This window comes from Halegenticoccus tardaugens (genome assembly GCF_004116405.1).
Classification (GTDB): domain Archaea; phylum Halobacteriota; class Halobacteria; order Halobacteriales; family Haloferacaceae; genus Halegenticoccus; species Halegenticoccus tardaugens.
Map to the genome: position 1 here is coordinate 212,391 of NZ_SDIC01000002.1, position 15,705 is coordinate 228,095.

The 15,705-nt window shown below is 57.7% G+C and carries 14 protein-coding genes; 5 read left to right on the forward strand and 9 right to left on the reverse strand.

Annotated elements, in window-relative coordinates:
• Positions 1-2: 2 nt before the first annotated feature.
• On the reverse strand, positions 3-1,388 hold the full coding sequence (locus tag C3L37_RS05310; protein ID WP_129113593.1) for a M20/M25/M40 family metallo-hydrolase: 1,386 nt from the start codon (positions 1,386-1,388) through the stop codon (positions 3-5).
• A 618-nt stretch (positions 1,389-2,006) separates the two neighbouring features.
• On the opposite strand from C3L37_RS05310, the gene C3L37_RS05320 reads away from it, so the two are divergent.
• A complete protein-coding gene (locus tag C3L37_RS05320; RefSeq protein ID WP_129113595.1) occupies positions 2,007-2,957 on the forward strand; it encodes an LLM class flavin-dependent oxidoreductase in 951 nt (316 codons plus the stop codon).
• 91 nt (positions 2,958-3,048) lie between these two features.
• Positions 3,049-3,774, forward strand: a complete 726-nt coding sequence (locus C3L37_RS05325) for an SDR family NAD(P)-dependent oxidoreductase (protein ID WP_129113596.1) — start codon at positions 3,049-3,051, stop codon at positions 3,772-3,774.
• 24 nt (positions 3,775-3,798) lie between these two features.
• On the opposite strand, the gene C3L37_RS05330 is transcribed toward C3L37_RS05325, so the two are convergent.
• Positions 3,799-5,526: a M28 family peptidase gene (locus C3L37_RS05330; RefSeq protein WP_129113597.1), complete on the reverse strand. Its 1,728-nt coding sequence runs from the start codon at positions 5,524-5,526 to the stop codon at positions 3,799-3,801.
• 53 nt (positions 5,527-5,579) lie between these two features.
• On the opposite strand from C3L37_RS05330, the gene C3L37_RS05335 reads away from it, so the two are divergent.
• Complete coding sequence (locus C3L37_RS05335; RefSeq protein ID WP_129113598.1) at positions 5,580-6,725, forward strand: amidohydrolase family protein; 1,146 nt, start codon at positions 5,580-5,582, stop codon at positions 6,723-6,725.
• Positions 6,726-6,778: 53 nt separating this feature from the next.
• Here C3L37_RS05335 and C3L37_RS05340 read toward each other — a convergent pair whose 3' ends face one another.
• The 7 genes from C3L37_RS05340 to C3L37_RS05365 form a co-directional block, all read right to left on the reverse strand.
• Positions 6,779-7,882, reverse strand: coding sequence for a mandelate racemase/muconate lactonizing enzyme family protein (locus tag C3L37_RS05340; protein WP_164974674.1), 1,104 nt, complete (start codon positions 7,880-7,882; stop codon positions 6,779-6,781).
• A gap of 47 nt (positions 7,883-7,929) precedes the next feature.
• A complete protein-coding gene (locus C3L37_RS05345) occupies positions 7,930-8,121 on the reverse strand; it encodes a hypothetical protein (protein ID WP_129113600.1) in 192 nt (63 codons plus the stop codon).
• Position 8,122: 1 nt separating this feature from the next.
• Entirely contained in the window at positions 8,123-9,547 is a 1,425-nt protein-coding gene (locus tag C3L37_RS05350) for a sodium:solute symporter family protein (RefSeq protein WP_164974675.1), read from the reverse strand.
• Between the two features lie 86 nt (positions 9,548-9,633).
• Entirely contained in the window at positions 9,634-9,786 is a 153-nt protein-coding gene (locus C3L37_RS24165) for a hypothetical protein (protein ID WP_164974676.1), read from the reverse strand.
• Positions 9,776-10,519: a hypothetical protein gene (locus tag C3L37_RS05355; RefSeq protein WP_129113602.1), complete on the reverse strand. Its 744-nt coding sequence runs from the start codon at positions 10,517-10,519 to the stop codon at positions 9,776-9,778. Before C3L37_RS05355 ends, C3L37_RS24165 begins: the two co-directional genes overlap by 11 nt.
• A gap of 155 nt (positions 10,520-10,674) precedes the next feature.
• Positions 10,675-11,880, reverse strand: coding sequence for an RNA-guided endonuclease InsQ/TnpB family protein (locus C3L37_RS05360; protein ID WP_228546115.1), 1,206 nt, complete (start codon positions 11,878-11,880; stop codon positions 10,675-10,677).
• Between the two features lie 103 nt (positions 11,881-11,983).
• Positions 11,984-13,039: a zinc-binding dehydrogenase gene (locus tag C3L37_RS05365; protein WP_129113604.1), complete on the reverse strand. Its 1,056-nt coding sequence runs from the start codon at positions 13,037-13,039 to the stop codon at positions 11,984-11,986.
• 117 nt (positions 13,040-13,156) lie between these two features.
• Here C3L37_RS05365 and C3L37_RS05370 point away from each other — a divergent pair, with 117 nt between their 5' ends.
• Together C3L37_RS05370 and C3L37_RS05375 are read left to right on the forward strand one after the other, a co-directional pair.
• Complete coding sequence (locus C3L37_RS05370) at positions 13,157-14,932, forward strand: M28 family peptidase (RefSeq protein ID WP_129113605.1); 1,776 nt, start codon at positions 13,157-13,159, stop codon at positions 14,930-14,932.
• Position 14,933: 1 nt separating this feature from the next.
• Positions 14,934-15,698, forward strand: a complete 765-nt coding sequence (locus C3L37_RS05375; protein ID WP_129113606.1) for an aspartate/glutamate racemase family protein — start codon at positions 14,934-14,936, stop codon at positions 15,696-15,698.
• Positions 15,699-15,705: the final 7 nt, after the last annotated feature.

Consider the following 15,705-nt stretch of genomic DNA (forward strand, 5'->3'; position numbering starts at 1 on the left):
AATCACTCTCGCTCGCCGTCGGCAAACTCTGCAAGCAGCCGTATCGTCGTTCGAATACCATTGCGGAAGCAATCAAGTGCGAGGTTCTCATTTGGCGAATGGTTGTTCTCGTCCTCGTTCGCGTATGGGACGGTTATCACAGGAAGGTTCAGCTCGCGTTCGAAGACGGCTGTCGGAAGCGATCCGCCGAGTGTCGGCTTGAGGATGGGCTCAGCCCCCCAAGCGTTCGCGACGGCTGCCATCACGGAGTCGGCGGCCGGGTGGTCAAGCGGTGTGCGCTGCGGGGACATCGTTCCCAGGCGAGAGACCTCTAAATCCACGGCCCCTGAGGCATGTTCGTGGACGTGCTCGCGGTACTTCTCCCAGATATCGTCAGGGTCTTGGTCGGCGACGAGGCGCATATCCATCTTCACCTGTGCCTTGGACGGGACGATCGTCTTTGTTCCCTCACCGCCGTATCCTGACGTGAAGCCGGCAATATTGCACGTCGGATAGTAGAGCAATTGTTCTAAATAGGACTCACCTGGACCCAAGGTGAAGTGGTCAACGCTGAGGTCTTCCTTTACTGCCTCCGCGTCGAATGGCATCTGGTCAAGGGCTTCGCGATCACGGTCGGTGATCGGACGGACATCGTCGTAGAACCCGTCGATGGTGACGTGGCCATTCTCGTCTTTCATCGACGCGAGTATGCGGACGAGTTCCCACGCTGGGTTTGGAACGGGACCGCCATAGTTTCCTGAGTGGAGGTCACGATTTGGCCCTTCGGTGTCGATTTGGACATAGAGCATGCCACGGGCACCCATCAACACGTGTGGTGTTCCCGAAGTGTCGATAGGGCCGTCGGCGACGAGCGCGAGGTCTGCTGCAAGAACGTCGGCATACTCTCGGACGACAGTGCCGAGGTTGGGGCTCCCGCTTTCCTCTTCGCCTTCCAGCAAGAGTATCACGTTGACTGGTATATCATCTGCCTCGCTCCATGCTTTCACGGCACAAAGGTGTGCGAACCACTGTCCCTTGTTGTCTCCAGCGCCACGGGCGTAGATACGCTCACGGCCATCGGGCCCAGCGCGTCGGGTAGGTTCAAACGGCGGCGACGTCCACTGCTCTGGATCAACTGGTTGGACGTCGTAGTGGCCGTAGATGAGGAGCGTCGGCGCATTCGGATCTACTGCCTCGGCATGGGCGATGACAGATGGTTGCCCGTCGGTGGAGACAGTGACCGCATCGTCGAACCCATACGCGAGACAGAGCTGTGTGACCAGTTCCGTGCACTCGTCGACGCCTTCCCCGGTTGCGGAGATAGACGGCTGGGCGAGAAGCTCCTCGAGATCGTCGAGGAAATCCTCGAAGGTGTTGTCAACGTAGCTGTCCGCACGTTCGACGGTCATCGTTGCCTCACCATGATATCGTGACTCATGGCCACCGATTGGATACCGGCTGCCAAAGGGTGTCCGTTTGCGGCAGGTCACGGAATACGTTGGTGAACTGCCCCGCCCCCCCTCCGGCGCTTCGCGCCTTTGTTGAGGACGGGCTTCCTATTTCTGCGACAGGACGTGTACCCGTCGCACGGACGGGCGTAGCGGTCCCAGTCTCCGCAGGCGTTCTAAAATCACGTAGTGATTTTTGCAGCCCATCAGAAATGCTTCGCGTTTCTGAGGACGTTGGGTTCGGAGTATCCCACTCCTCCCTGTTGGACACTCAGGCCATACGTCCGACGCACGCTTCTATCGCGTATTAACGCCGGACGCACTGTGACAGAGCATCTTACTACCCAATTCGACCGTGCGGATAGTAAATATGCCACATACAGTGACAGTACACTGTGCGGGCGCTATGCTTCCTCCCTCAGCGAGCGGCGAAGCCGCGAGCAGGGAGGAAGCATAGCGCCCTCGATTAAAGCTAAATCGGAGAAGGAGGGGGTTCCGCAGGGTCAAGACAGGCGGGAGTCAGAGCCTGTCGATTAGTGTGGTGAAAGCACTCATGTGCGTTGTGGTGAAAAGCCAGACATGGACTTCGCCGTCAACATACCGACCTGCGTGGGAAGCTCGGAGTACAGTTCGCTTGCATTCTGCGACTCGATTTCGTGGGAGAAACAGCAGAAGTTCGGGGTCGACATAGAGGGGCTGGGCTTCAACGGGCTCGCAGTCCCTGATCACCTGATGGCCGGCGCTGGGCCCACTACTGAAGGATTGGCCACGGTCGCCGGATTCGCCGGTGTCACCAAAGAGGTAACACTCTACTCAAAAACGTTCAACGACCAGCTCCGACACGGACCGCTCTTGGCGAAGGCAGCGGCGCAACTCGATCACATTTCCGGAGGGCGGCTTAAATTCGGCATTGGCGCGGGATGGAAGGCAGACGAAGCCGAGGCGTTCGGGTACGAGTGGCCCGCCGCCCCAGAACGCCTGCGTCGCCTCGAAGAAACGATCGAAGTGACCAAGCGCCTCTGGTCCGAGGAATCCGTCGAGTACAACGGCGAATTCTATCAACTCGACGGCGCCGATGGTCGCCCGCACCCGGTCCAAAATCCGCATCCACCGATTATGGTCGGCGGTGGGGGTGAACAGTTCACGCTCCGCATCGCTGCTAAACACGCCGATGTCTGGAACTACTGGGGCGATCTCGACATGCTCCGGCACAAGTTGGCTGTCCTGCGTGATCATTGTGAGAGCTACGGCACCGACTACGATGCCATCCAAAAGTCGTGGTTTTCCCGCTGTATCATCCGCGAGACTGAGGCGGAAGTCCAAGAACTCCTCGAGTATGTCCCTCGGTTCAAACCAGAGAACACCGAGGATGACGATTATCACCTTATTGGAACGCCCACTGAGATTGTGGAAGACTTAGTGCGCTATCGAGAGGCCGGGTTCGAAGAGATCGTCCTTGAGTTCGTGGATTTCCCTGGAACCGAAGGCGCAGACCTCTTCGCCGAAGAGGTAATGCCTGAGTTTGTTTGAGAAAACCGATTTCGTCGGTATAGAAGCGAGCTTTGCTCTGGCTCCTTCTTGGAGGCAGTACTGGTAATACGAGTGCCCGCCACCGACGAGTATGACCGACGCAGCACTTGTAACTGGAGCGGCAAGCGGTATTGGGCGGGCTACGGTCGATCTATTCCGTGAGCGCTATGATCTTGTCGTCGGTATCGACGTTGATCCTGCTATCGAGAAGATTACTGTAGATATCGACGGCGTCAGAGGGTATGTCGCGGACGTCCGCGACTACGACCATATCCACGAAATTATCGACGAGATAGAAGACCACGCTGACATCGTCGCTGTTGTCAACAACGCCGCAGTCTCGCGATATTACTGGATTGGTGATCTCGATCCCGACGAGTGGCAAGCGGTACTTGACGTGAACCTCACCGGCCAGTACAACATCGTTCGCGCGGTCGGGCCATGCATGTATGAGCGCAGAGAGGGTGCCATTGTCAACGTCTCCTCGGGCGCCGGCAAACAGGGCTCGGCAAGTGCTGGCGTCCATTACTCTGCCTCAAAAGCAGGAATTTTCGGTCTCACCAAGGGGCTAGCCAAACAACTCGCACCTCATGTCAGGGTCAACTGCGTCGTCCCCGGGTTGATGGACACACCCTTGACCACAGATTCCGGTCTCTGGGATGAAGAGGGTATTGAAGCATTCATAGATCGTGTCCCGCTCAAACGCCTTGGACAACCCAAGGAAGCTGCTGACCTTATCGACTTCCTCTGCTCTCATCGCGCGAGCTACATCACTGGTGCTGTGATCGATGTGGACGGCGGGGCTGCGCTCATCTGACTAAGCGGGCCGCCTATCGCATATTCAGCTGTTTGCAAGATACTGCTTGGTTTGCTTTCGTGCTCGGCGAAGGCGGTGGCGGAGTCGCGTCTCCTCGCGGATCAGCGTCGTCTGAGCGAAGCGCTTCTCTCGCCGCGTTCCCTCAACTCGGGTAGCCTCCCGCAACCCCGGCAGTGGTTCATGAGGGAGAGCTGGCTCTTGGTCATAATCCCGTCGAGTCATATACAGCGCCGGAACAAGTTCGTTGCCAAGGCCGACCTGAAGATCCTCTGTCGCACGGCCGGCTGCTGAATCGATAGCTGTGACACCCTCGATTTGATCGTAGGCCTCGTTCAGCACAGATTCAAGTGCATCTAGCTCCTCAAAGACTGCCTCAAAGATGTACTCTGTCTTTTCTTCGATAGCGGTAATCTGGTTGCGGATATCAGTCACTGTCGCGCGGAAGTCATGAGGAAGCACAGGCGACGTACAGATACGCGCGGCGAGCGTCACTGCAATACGTGTTTCCTCAACGAGCACATCGATGTCTACCTTGTCCCGCGTGTCTGCAGGTGTATGCCACCACCAACCGCCACCGATAGGCCCCCCTTCCTCTCCTGGCTCCATGCGGGCACCAGAGAGAAGTGAGGAGAGCCCAGCACCCCAGAACGATTGATCGGAGTTGCGTGCCGGTCGATCTGAGCCGAGGAAGCCGGCATCACCTGCATCGAGCATCGGTAGCTCACTCGCGGTCTCGAGGATATCAAGGTGCTCGTCAGCAAGTTCCGCCATCTCTTGGCGCCAGAGCCCATCAGCGTCCCGCAATCCGTTGAGATCAAGGTGGTAGTAGGCGACACCGTTTTCCCTGAGGTCGAGCCATTCCTGGTCGGCCCACCACGCGCTCCCCGCGTACCGACCGGTCGAGTGAGCTGGCCAAAAGCCGAATACAAGCCCTCGCTCGGACGGATCATCGGCGAAGAGGCGCGCAACTTCGAGTGTCGCGGCCATCGCCGTCGCGTTGTCAGTAATTCCCTCGTACCAAGAATCAACGTGGTTGCCGATAACCATGTAGCGGTCGCTGATGGATCCCTCGATCCGACCGACCGGACAGGGGAGTGTTACTAATTCGGTGGTAACCTCGGTTGTCACCGTCGCCTCAACAGGACCCTCTTCGCAAGCCGCGAGCAACCAATCACCGGCGGACTGGGTCACCTGCGCCACCGGAATGTCTGGAATCTCGTCAGCTTCACTCAGCGCCGGTGTCCCCCACACAGGCGTCACGATCATTTCGTGGAGATGCTCGGCGTTGACAGACTGATAAATGATTGCAGTGACACCGGCGTTCTCCAGTAACCGAACGGGATTTGGAGTGGGAAGGCCAGTCATGAAGGCGATCTTCCCCTCCAAGTTGGCCGTGGCGACAGTCTCTTCGTTCACTGTCTCAAGGCGAACAACTTCGCCGGAAACGCCTGCCGGTGGCGTACTCGCGCCGAATGACGTAGTAATCGCCTCATCGAATGTACGCCGAGTTGGGACTGTCACGTCAACGGTCGCGGCCTCTGGGACACTGATAAGACTCTCAAATTCCAGGAGTTCCGCGTCACAGCCGTACTCCTCAAGCACTTCGACAACGTATTCGCTGGCCTCCCACTCGTCGCTCGTTCCAGAGACGCGTTCGAGGCCGTCGAAGGCTTCCACGTGACGCTCTAGTTCATTGGGGTCAACGCGATCTCGTAGCTTCACCTCTCTTTCTCTGTCCACGGGGGTGAGCATGATGGTGGGGATGACCGACGAGACTAAAGCCCTTGGGACAGAGGCACACACCCATGCGATGTGTTCGCACGGAAGGGGTGTATCATCCCGATCGGGAGGTCATTGACGGTACCGTCATCTGTATTGAGAGAGGAGAGGTTGTCGATGTCGGTACCAATGTGCCTGCTGGGGCTGAACTGATCTACGACGGCCAGGGATATGCCCTCCCTGGATTCGTCGATGCTCACTCTCACGGGTCCATCCGCCCTGGCGAGGGTGACCAACTCGGCCAAATGCGCGCAGATCCAGCGGTTCAGGCAGTACGGGCAGCACATAATCTTCGCTGTGATCTCGAGGCGGGAACAACTACAATGCGACTGATGGGCTGTGAACACCGACTTGATCTCCAGCTACAGAATTTAGAGCGGATGGGTGAATTGACCAGCCCGCGGCTGCTCCCCTGTGGCGGCCACCTTACCCCGACGAATGGTCATGGCCACGCTATCACGGCTACCGACGGTCCGGAGATCTGTCGTAAGCGCGTTCGCAAGCTCCTGGCTGCGGGGGCGCATCATGTGAAGTACTTCGCAACTGGCGGTGTTTCTTCAACGTCAGGTGGACTTGACCGGGTGCCTTATTCGGACGCTGAGGTGAAAACCATCGTAACTGAGGCTCACCGACAGGGCGTCCACGTTGCTGCTCACGCCCACGGCGGTGTCGGCATGCGCCAAGCCGTCACTGCCGGTGTCGACACGATTGAACACGCTGCCGCACTCTCGGCAGATGAGGTGGCACTGCTTGCCGATGCCGATGCGCACGCCGTCGGGACGTTCACTATCCTCTACGACCCCACAGGCATCGAAGCTGGTGATGCCGACAATCCTGAGGTGATGGCGAAGGTTAAGGAGGCTCGCACTCGGTCTCGTGAGAGTTGGGAACGCATCCTTGACGCGGATATCCCTGTAGCACTCGGTACCGACAGTATGCACGGGAACCTTTCCAAAGAGGTAACACATTTAGTCAACCTCGGCGCTGACCCTGCGCTTGCAATACGTGCGATCACGAGTGAGGCAGCTCGTGCAGCGCGAGCGGAACGGGCAGGCACCCTCGAGCCGGGCGCTCACGGAAACGTAGTCATTCTTCCGAAGCATCCACTCGAAGACCTCGAAGCCCTTGCGAACCCCCTCGTGGTCATCAAGTCCGGTGAGCGAGTCGCTTGAGTAGACGAAGAACGATTTTACCCGTCTGAGGAGGCGCTGTTCTCCAGAGAAACCTATTCAAAGAGTTCATCGGAGAGATCAACGCCAACGCCTGGCCTCTCAGGGACCGGGGTCTCCGGCGTGACCTTGAGAGAGTCAACCGCGGGATCACCAGTCACGAGGCCCGGGACGACCTCAGCGGCAGCTGAGAGCCGAGGGACGGTCGCACTGAGGTGCAGTGTCAGTGCCACGCCTAATGACGTGTCGAATGCACTGATTGGCGTCACTGGGTGGCCCGCAGCGCCGGCCAGCTCCGCCATCGTCGTCCATTCACGAAGACTCCCGGTCTTAGCAAGTTTTAAATAGATGCCTGTAACAGCTGCTGGCTCCCGAGTTAGGTTACGAGCGTCTGCCAATCCATGAACCGATTCGTCGGCGAAAATAGGGATTCCGACTTGCTGACGGAGAAGCCGAAGGTCGGCGGTTGCATTCGCGGAGATGGGCTGCTCGATGTATTCGATGAATTCGGGGGACTCAAACGCCTCGACAGCATGACGGGCTTGTTCTGCGGTCTTCCAACCCGTGTTCGCGTCGACACGGACCGACAGTTCGTCGGCCGATCCGTGGGAGGCAAGGACGTTGGTGACTTCGTTAACCCGGGTAGCATCGTCTGCGAGGTTGCCGTCTGCTTTCACTTTAAAACGTGTGTAGCCAGCATCAAGACCGTCTTCGACGCGTTCAACAGCTTCTGTAGTGGTGAGGGCACCTATTGCGTAGATGCATGGAACAGTCGTCCGACGTGTCGGTCCAAGGAGGTCTCGAAGGGGGATCCCCGCCTGACGTGCCTTGAGATCAAGGATGGCTGCCTCTACGCCGACCGCTGCACCAGGATGGCCTGGGATGTGCTGAGTTATCTCCTCTGAAGCACGTCGAGCAGCATCGGGCGGGTGTCCCTCTATGGCGGGTGCGTAGTGTTCCCGTGCAATGAGGGCCATTGTCTGGGCCGTTTCACCTGTGAACGTTCGCAGTGCCGACCCCTCTCCATAGCCAACATGATCGCCGTCAGAGACGCGGACGTAGAGGTGGTCGGTAGGCAGGTCACCGTAGCTTGTCGGGAACGCATCCGCTAGGGGGAACTCGCAGGCGGTTACGTCGACGGTTTCGATTGGATCTGTCATCGGTGGGGGAGCAGTCATTTCTCGGCTGAGGTTAGCCGCGGCCGTATCTACCTCTCTTGCTTCTTCCGTTCTTCGCGCCGTGCGAGCTCCTCGTCGCTTAGCTTCTCTTTGCCGAGACCGATGAACTTCGTCTCGTCTTTTGGTGGGTTTGTTGTCACGAGATACACCCCAAGGGCGACACAGATCACCGCGAGAACGGCGATGACGACGAGTGCGAGCCCGGCCGACGACGCGAGCATACTATTCTTCCTCGTTCCCTCCGTCGGCACGGCTAACATCGAAAAACGGTTCAAGGGTCCTTCGAGACGGTGGATCGGTTGCCAGCGAGACTGCGACGACCACAATCAGGCTCACGGCGACCCCGGGGATGACTGGATCTGTAATGACCGTCGAGATACTCTCCGGGATCCATGTATAGATACTCGTCCCGATGTGCCAGAGGACGACCGTTGAAAAGCCAGCTATCATGCCGGCGATACCGCCTTTTGTGTTGGCCCGTTTCCAGTGAAGTCCCAGTACGAGTGGGATGAAGAACATTCCACCCATCATCGACGCTTGCAGGACGACAATGAGCTGGACAAGACCGCCGAGGAGGCCGCTGTTGAGTGCTAGTATGAACGGGACAGTGCCGAGGATCAACACGGCAATTCGGTTGGCCCAGACCTTCTGTTTCTCGGTCGCCTCGGGATTAACGAGTTTGACGTAGATGTCGTGTGCGAGTCCTGCCCCAGAGACAATCATAATGGAGTCGACCGTCGAGAGGATAGCCGAAAAAACGGCGGCGATAAGTAACGCGCCCAGGACCGGCCCAAGGACATTGATGCTCATGATCACGCTGGCGAAATCCGGCGTCGAGAGTGCAGGGAACATGACCTTCATGATCACGCCCAAAAGTGCGACTGACGTGCCGATGATCGCTTGGAAGATAAGAGTAATTCCGATCGCCTGACGCACTGTCTTCTCGTCTTTCATCGAGTAGATGCGCGTGATTTCGTACGGGGCCGCGGCGATGGAAAACCCAAACGCAGCCATGAACCCGACGATTTCGGCCGTCGAGAGTGCTATTCCGACGAACGAGGGATTATACGATTGGAAGATGGCGTTTATCGTGCCTATCCCGCCTGTAAAGTACAGACCGAGTGGAATAGCTACCACTACTGCGACGGCCATCACGACCGCCTGCACGAAGTCAGTGAGGATGCTTGCACGCATTCCCCCAAATGCGGTGTAGATGACAGCAGTGAGCACCATCACGAACATACCGATCTCTTGACTGATACCCAACAGCGTCTGCAGAACGATCCCGCCGGCCGTGAACTGCGCGCTGAGGTAGACGGTGTATGCCGCGACGATGAGAAATGCGCCGATCGCGCGCGCATAGTCACCGTTTGCACCGTCGTCGCCGTAGCGCTCTGCAACGAAGTCCGGAACCGTAACCCGACCGAATCGACGCATCTGAGGCGCCACAAGTACGAGCGAGACAATCCAGCCTGCCCAGAGGCCAGGCCAGATCCAAATAAAGCCGAACCCGAGTAAATAGTGGAGCCCGAAGGTCCCAACCAGTGTGCCGGCGGACATCTGTGTCGCCGAGAGCGTCGCGCCCCCGACGAGTGGTCCGATAGAACGACCTGCCACGAGGAAGTCTTCCTCGGTTCGTGTCTTCACGAAGCCGTAATACCCAATGGCGAGAATAACAGCGAAGTATAACAGAAGAATCCCTGAAAATAGGGGACTGAGGCTAATTTGTGCGATCATGCTCTCTCACCTCTCTCAACGGCTTCACTGTGTTCAGGCTCCTCTTCTTCGTTCTCTTCTCGACCTTTGTACCATCCCCATACGAAGGCAAATCCGATGTAGATCGCCGAGACGAGCAGGAATTTGGCGATTTCAACACTAAGCGACATGGGCGTCACCTCCTAGATATCCACGGGTCCAAGCGAACCAGCCACCCAATATACCCACAATGAGGGCGACACCGATGACAGTCGACAGTAACTCGATGGTGAAGAACGAGCTTGCTCCACTCCCATAGTTGAATTTCACGAATCCGGGCATGTGAAGCAGATTTGCAGTAACCACATTTCCGTTCTGATCGTTCAGCTTGGGAAATGCTGAGCCCTGAACCTGCTGGCCTTCTGGGAGCGTTATCGTGAGAGAGACAACGGGGTTGGAACCCGTTGTCTCATACTCTGGGACCCATAGTGGAACGTTGAGTGAACCGGCCTCACCGCTGACGCTGTAACTCATTCCGACGGTGACTGTCTCGCCGGCCGATACGTCCGAAACAGGGACCGAGACAGTCATGTACCGATCCGAACGGTCGACGGTTGGCTCGACTGGCTGGCCGTTGACGGAGGCTTGGACGTTTTGCACCTCAGTTCCAGGAAACAACCAAATCGTACCAGAGACCGCCGATAGAGCCTGTTCTCCGCTTCCTGGTTCTTCGACGGCAAATTCGTAATTCGATGTCACTTGAGTTGTCTCACCGACGGTAAGATCACCGTTCGCAGCACTCAATGTCACCACTGGTCCTTCCCCCTCTTGGCCCGCTACAGGCGCGGTGACGGCTGAGAAGGCGACCATCAGCACGAGGCCGTATAGTAGTATCTGTGGTTTTCTCTTCGGTAGTTGTACCATAGTTTTCCTTGCGATACCACACCATACCGCATACACATTCCTTAAACCTGCCGTAAGATATCGAAATCCGATCATTTCATATTCTGAACGATTTACAATCTCGCCTGCTGTCAACTACCTCGGCGTTTATGCCGGGCTTGTCGGTGAACTCCCGTTCAAGCCGAAACTTCGGCGGACGTAAACTCGTCGCTCACGTTCAACGTTCCCGACTTTAGGGCCAGTTGACGGTTGGCCCGTCCACGCGGAGACATCTGCCCCGCGCGGACATGCTTGATTCCGATGTTCTTCGCCGCGTTGTAGTCCGCGTGAACTTCGTAGCCACACTTCCGGCAACAGAACCGCCCCTGCTTGGGTCGGTTCCCGCGTTCGGTGTGACCGCACTTTGAACAGCGTTGGGACGTATACGTCGGGTCTACCTGTTTGGTCGTGATACCGAACTCGGCGGCTTTGTACTTGACGTACTCGTAGAGCCGCCGGAACGCCCATGCGTGAAACGCTTTCGCGCCCGGCATCCGCTCGCGTATATCGGTTAGGTCCTCGAAGGCGATTATAGAACAATCGTGCGTAATCGCCTCTTGGACGAGGGCCTTCGATATGCGGTGAAGGTAGTCCTCCGCCCATCGACTCTCCCGATCGCCTATCGTGTCGATAGTGCGGTGAGCTGATTCCGTCCCTGTCTGCTGTAGCGACCCGCGTATCTGCTCGTATTCGCGGCGTCGATGGTTGAGGTATCCGCCAGACCACATGCGGCCCGTTGAGGTGGCGGCTATCGTCTTCACGCCAAGGTCTACGCCGAGGACCGTCCCGCCCTCGGCTTCCTGCGGTTCGTCGTCTTTGGCTACGCCGACGTGAAGGTAGTAGCCGCCATCGCGGTAGTGAAGCGTCGATTCCCGAAGCTCCCACTCGTCGTTTCGTAGGTACGTCGTTTGTGGATTCTCGCCTTCCGGAGGAAGAACGTACTCGGCTTTTACGCGCCCGTTGACCGCCGCGAGCGTACAGTGGTCGTCGCGGTACGTTACCGCATTCTTATTGTAGACGACCGTGTTCGCGGTGAAGGTCGGTTGCGTGGCGTACTTTCCGTTCTGCCACGCCGAGGTAACGCCCTTCACGGAGTCCGCTGCGTAGTTGCGAGCCGCACAAACGAGGTCGGCGTTCAAGCCGTCGGTGGCTTCGCGGACCTGCTGATACGTGAGTTGGTGGAGCTTCGTTTTCGACGTGATAACGTAGCCGTCGTCGTTGCGCTCGAAAGCGCGGTCCGCGACCATTTGGGCGGCTTGACGGAACCGCTCGGTGGTTTCGCGGAGGTCGTCGCGCCGCTCTTGTGGAACGGCTAACTTCACAACGACGGTACGCCGTATCACAATCCCATGCGCTTAGAGGTGTATTATAAACGTTTGGGAGTTGGCCGGCTGTATACGGCGGTTGCGTAGCGGGACTTACGCGATTCCCGCCCGCCCTTCGGCCTCAGAACGGGATTCCCTCGCTGTTTAAATATGGTCGGATTACCACCTTTCCAATGACTTCTCGATTCTCAAGCGCCTGGTGTCCCTCAGCGATCTGTTCTAACGTGAGCACACGGTCGATCTGGGGAACCAATTCCTCGCGCGAGACCAACGAGAGAACATCTCTGAAATCCTGGCGATTACCCATCGGTGCTCCACGAATCTGACGGTGGTGCTGGTACACCGATCGGATATCGATCTTTGGGACCGGCCCTGATGTCGCCCCGCAGATAACCATCTGACCCCCCATCGCCAATGAATCAATACTGTCCTGCCACGTCTCCTGGCCGACGTGGTCGGCAACGAGATCAACTCCACGACCGTCTGTGAGTTCCATTACCGCATCATCGTGGGGAATCTCGGTGTAATCGATGACCTCATCTGCCCACTCACTGACGACGGCTGTCTTCTCCTCGCTTGAGGTCGTTGCATAGACGGTCGCCCCCAGGCGCTCGGCAATCTGGAGTGCAGCATTGCCGACACCACCACTCGCTCCCAGAATAAGCGCTGACTCCGCGGGTCGGAGTTCTCCAGTGACGACAATCATTCGCCAAGCCGTGGTGAAGGTGACTGGAGTAGCAGCTGCGGTTTCCCAGTCAAGCGTGTCGGGCTTTGCCTCAAGACACCATTCTGGAACGATAACGTACTCGGCGAGACCACCTGGGCGATCCTCTCCGATGATTTCGTACTCGTGGCACATCGTTTGCTCGCCAGCCATGCAGTACTCACACTCTCCACAACTGACGCCAGGATAGACGATGACGTCGCGGTCAAGCCACTCGGCGTCAGCAGCCGTTCCCACGGCATCGACGACGCCAGCGATGTCACAGCCGCTGCGCTTGGGGAATGATCGATCATCTTCGGGGTGCCCCACGCGAGCGAAGATGTCTAAGTGATTGAGGGCGACCGCTTCGACGCGAATTCGGACTTCGTTCGGACCAGGTTCGGGAATTTCGACATCGACCACTTCGATCGCCTCGGCTGGGTCACCGTACTGAGTAATGTGAGCAGCTCGCATGAGCTGCAGTCGCGGTGCATATGAATAAAGATCTGGTTCGGAGCGAGCGGGCTGAGTAGAGATGGCGTTACTTCCTCTTCGCCAATCCTTATGCTGTATGCTATCAACCCGTGTGGTATGACTCAATCATCAGTCGATACCGAATCGCTGAGCGAGTTCGAAAAACAGCTTGTCGATGAGATCTCCATCGACGAACCGTGGGCCCTGGTAGAAGAGTTCTCCGAACTCACTCGCGTCTCTGGAAGCGACGACGAGGTAGCGGCTGCTGAGTATATCACTGGACGCCTCGACGCTCTCGGGGTAAGTTACGAACGCCATGATCCAGAGCTCTACATCAGTCAGCCGCATGGAGCGGAGCTGACAACGCTGAACAGGGAGTTCAAACCCGGACCGCTCAAGACGATCTCCTTTTCAGCAGCGACGACTGTTGCTGGCGAGGTTGAATATGTCGGCTCAGCCGGTGGTGATCTCCTCGAAGACGACGACGACCCCCATGAGCCCTACCACGATATCGGCGACTTGACCGGTAAGATTGCGCTCACAGCCACGGGTTCGTTATCCATCCGCGCAACGAGAGTTCTTGAGGAGAAAGGCGCTGTCGGCGTCATCGCTATCCACAAGCACGATCGTGAACCCCATAGCGGTATCGCTACCCCCATTTGGGGTGGTACCCCTCGACTCGACGAGGTGGACAACATTCCCACCATCCCCATTGTCAACGTCAACAACCCTGACGGTGCGACGCTGCGCGAGTGGGCAGAGAGCAATGAGGGATTAGTGGTCGAACTCTCGACGGATCTCACAACCGACTGGATGGAGTGTCCCATCGTCGTCGCCGAGGTAGAGGCAGGCGCAGCGGACGCCGATGCCTTCGTCCTACTACATGGTCACTATGACTCTTGGTTCGTCGGAATCGCTGACAACGCCACCGGCGACGCGGGCCTGCTCGAACTTGCCCGTGTCTTTGAGGAACACAGCGACGATCTCGAACGAAACATCCGCATTGCTTGGTGGCCCGGCCACTCGACTGGTCGGTACGCCGGTTCGACTTGGTACGCCGATACGTACGCTCACGACATCGCCGACAACTGTGTCGCGCAAGTGAATATGGACTCACCGGGGGCTAAGGATGCCACTGAGTACACCGACATGTCCTGTTGGTGTCCTGAAGCCCATGACCTCGTCGGTGAGGCCATCGACGACGTTACCGGTGCGTCCTATGAGGAGCACTTCCCATTCCGTGCAGGCGACTACTCATTCGATAATCTCGGGGTTACCGGGTTCTTCATGCTCTCATCGAACATCCCGACCGAGGAACGCGAACGCCGGGGGTATCACGCTGTTGGCGGCTGCGGCGGCAACTCCGATGCCTGGCACCTTTCGACAGACACGCTCGACAAGGCCGGCAAAGAGGAACTCGTGCGGGACATCCGAGTCTACGCGGTAGCACTCGCCCGTGTGCTCAACGCTGACGTGCTCCCCTTCGACCACGCTCGTAACACCGCGAAGATCACCGAGGCAGTCGCGGCGTATGACAACGTGGCCGGTGATGAATTCGACTTCTCCGCCACGCTTGAGCAACTGGATGCCTTGAAGTCGGAGATTTCTGCGTATATGGAAGCGGTTCACGCGGGTGAGATTTCACCAGAAGAAGCGAACGACACCATCACACGCCTCTCTCGGATTCTGACGCGGCTCTACCTCGTTGAGGATGAGCAGTTCGAGCAGGACCCTGCGACAAGCCGAGATCCAGTACCGAAGCTAGCGCCGGCCCAGAAGTTCCCGATTCTGAAGGGTGATGACCGGAAGTTCCTACAGGTACAACTCACTCGCGAACAGAATGCAGTTGTTGGCGAACTAAAGCGAGCTCGTCGACTCGTGGCGGAGAGCTGAGATGGTCGACATCTGCTATCTCGTCCCTGGGGTCGGCCTCGCGGACAACGAACTCTCTCGTCGCGAACGGGTCGCAAATGAGCTGACGCCTGACGGTGTCGATGTGACGGTCCTCGAAGCTGATGGCCCCGGTCCGACCAGCATCGAAAGCGCCGTCGAGGAGTTCTGGTGTGTGGTTGGGTCGATGAAGACTGCCCATCGAGTACAATCGGAGTTCGACGCACTGGTCATCGGCTGCTTCGGCGATCCTGGCCTCCGACCGTTACGAGAGTTATTGGAAATTCCCGTTATTGGTCCAGCCGAGGCGACGATTCACACGGCCGCCCAAGTAGCCGACCGCTTTACCTGGCTGACTATCCTCGATGAGACAGTGCCGATGAGTCACGAACAGGTTCACGAACACCATCTATCGGACCGCTGTGTCAGTGTCCGCTCGGTAGACGCACCTGTTGAGAGCATCGATCATGAGTCCGATGACCTCGTTGAACGAATGGTACAAGAGGGAACGGTGGCGATCGAGGAAGACGGAGCAGAAGCATTGTTCCCCGGCTGTATGAGCCTCTCGTTTGCCCAGCGGCATGGCGAGATCGAAGAGCAGGTAGGAGTTCCCTTTCTCGACCCAGCAACCATTGCGCTTGAGCAGGCGGCCGCCTGGGCACGCCACGGCGTCGTCCAAAGTCCGAAAACATATCCCGAACCCAACTGGGAGAAGCTCGACGATCTCTTAGACACTAAGACGGCCTCATCTGCGAGTACCCAACGTTAGCTACGTT

Bases quoted from the DNA above. Each gene is read 5' to 3' on its own strand.
- C3L37_RS05310 (WP_129113593.1), bottom strand. From the start codon at position 1,388: ATGACCGTCGAACGTGCGGACAGCTACGTTGACAACACCTTCGAGGAT.
- C3L37_RS05320 (WP_129113595.1), top strand. From the start codon at position 2,007: ATGGACTTCGCCGTCAACATACCGACCTGCGTGGGAAGCTCGGAGTAC.
- C3L37_RS05325 (WP_129113596.1), top strand. From the start codon at position 3,049: ATGACCGACGCAGCACTTGTAACTGGAGCGGCAAGCGGTATTGGGCGG.
- C3L37_RS05330 (WP_129113597.1), bottom strand. From the start codon at position 5,526: ATGCTCACCCCCGTGGACAGAGAAAGAGAGGTGAAGCTACGAGATCGC.
- C3L37_RS05335 (WP_129113598.1), top strand. From the start codon at position 5,580: ATGCGATGTGTTCGCACGGAAGGGGTGTATCATCCCGATCGGGAGGTC.
- C3L37_RS05340 (WP_164974674.1), bottom strand. From the start codon at position 7,882: ATGACAGATCCAATCGAAACCGTCGACGTAACCGCCTGCGAGTTCCCC.
- C3L37_RS05345 (WP_129113600.1), bottom strand. From the start codon at position 8,121: ATGCTCGCGTCGTCGGCCGGGCTCGCACTCGTCGTCATCGCCGTTCTC.
- C3L37_RS24165 (WP_164974676.1), bottom strand. From the start codon at position 9,786: ATGTCGCTTAGTGTTGAAATCGCCAAATTCCTGCTCGTCTCGGCGATC.
- C3L37_RS05355 (WP_129113602.1), bottom strand. From the start codon at position 10,519: ATGGTACAACTACCGAAGAGAAAACCACAGATACTACTATACGGCCTC.
- C3L37_RS05365 (WP_129113604.1), bottom strand. From the start codon at position 13,039: ATGCGAGCTGCTCACATTACTCAGTACGGTGACCCAGCCGAGGCGATC.
- C3L37_RS05370 (WP_129113605.1), top strand. From the start codon at position 13,157: ATGACTCAATCATCAGTCGATACCGAATCGCTGAGCGAGTTCGAAAAA.
- C3L37_RS05375 (WP_129113606.1), top strand. From the start codon at position 14,934: ATGGTCGACATCTGCTATCTCGTCCCTGGGGTCGGCCTCGCGGACAAC.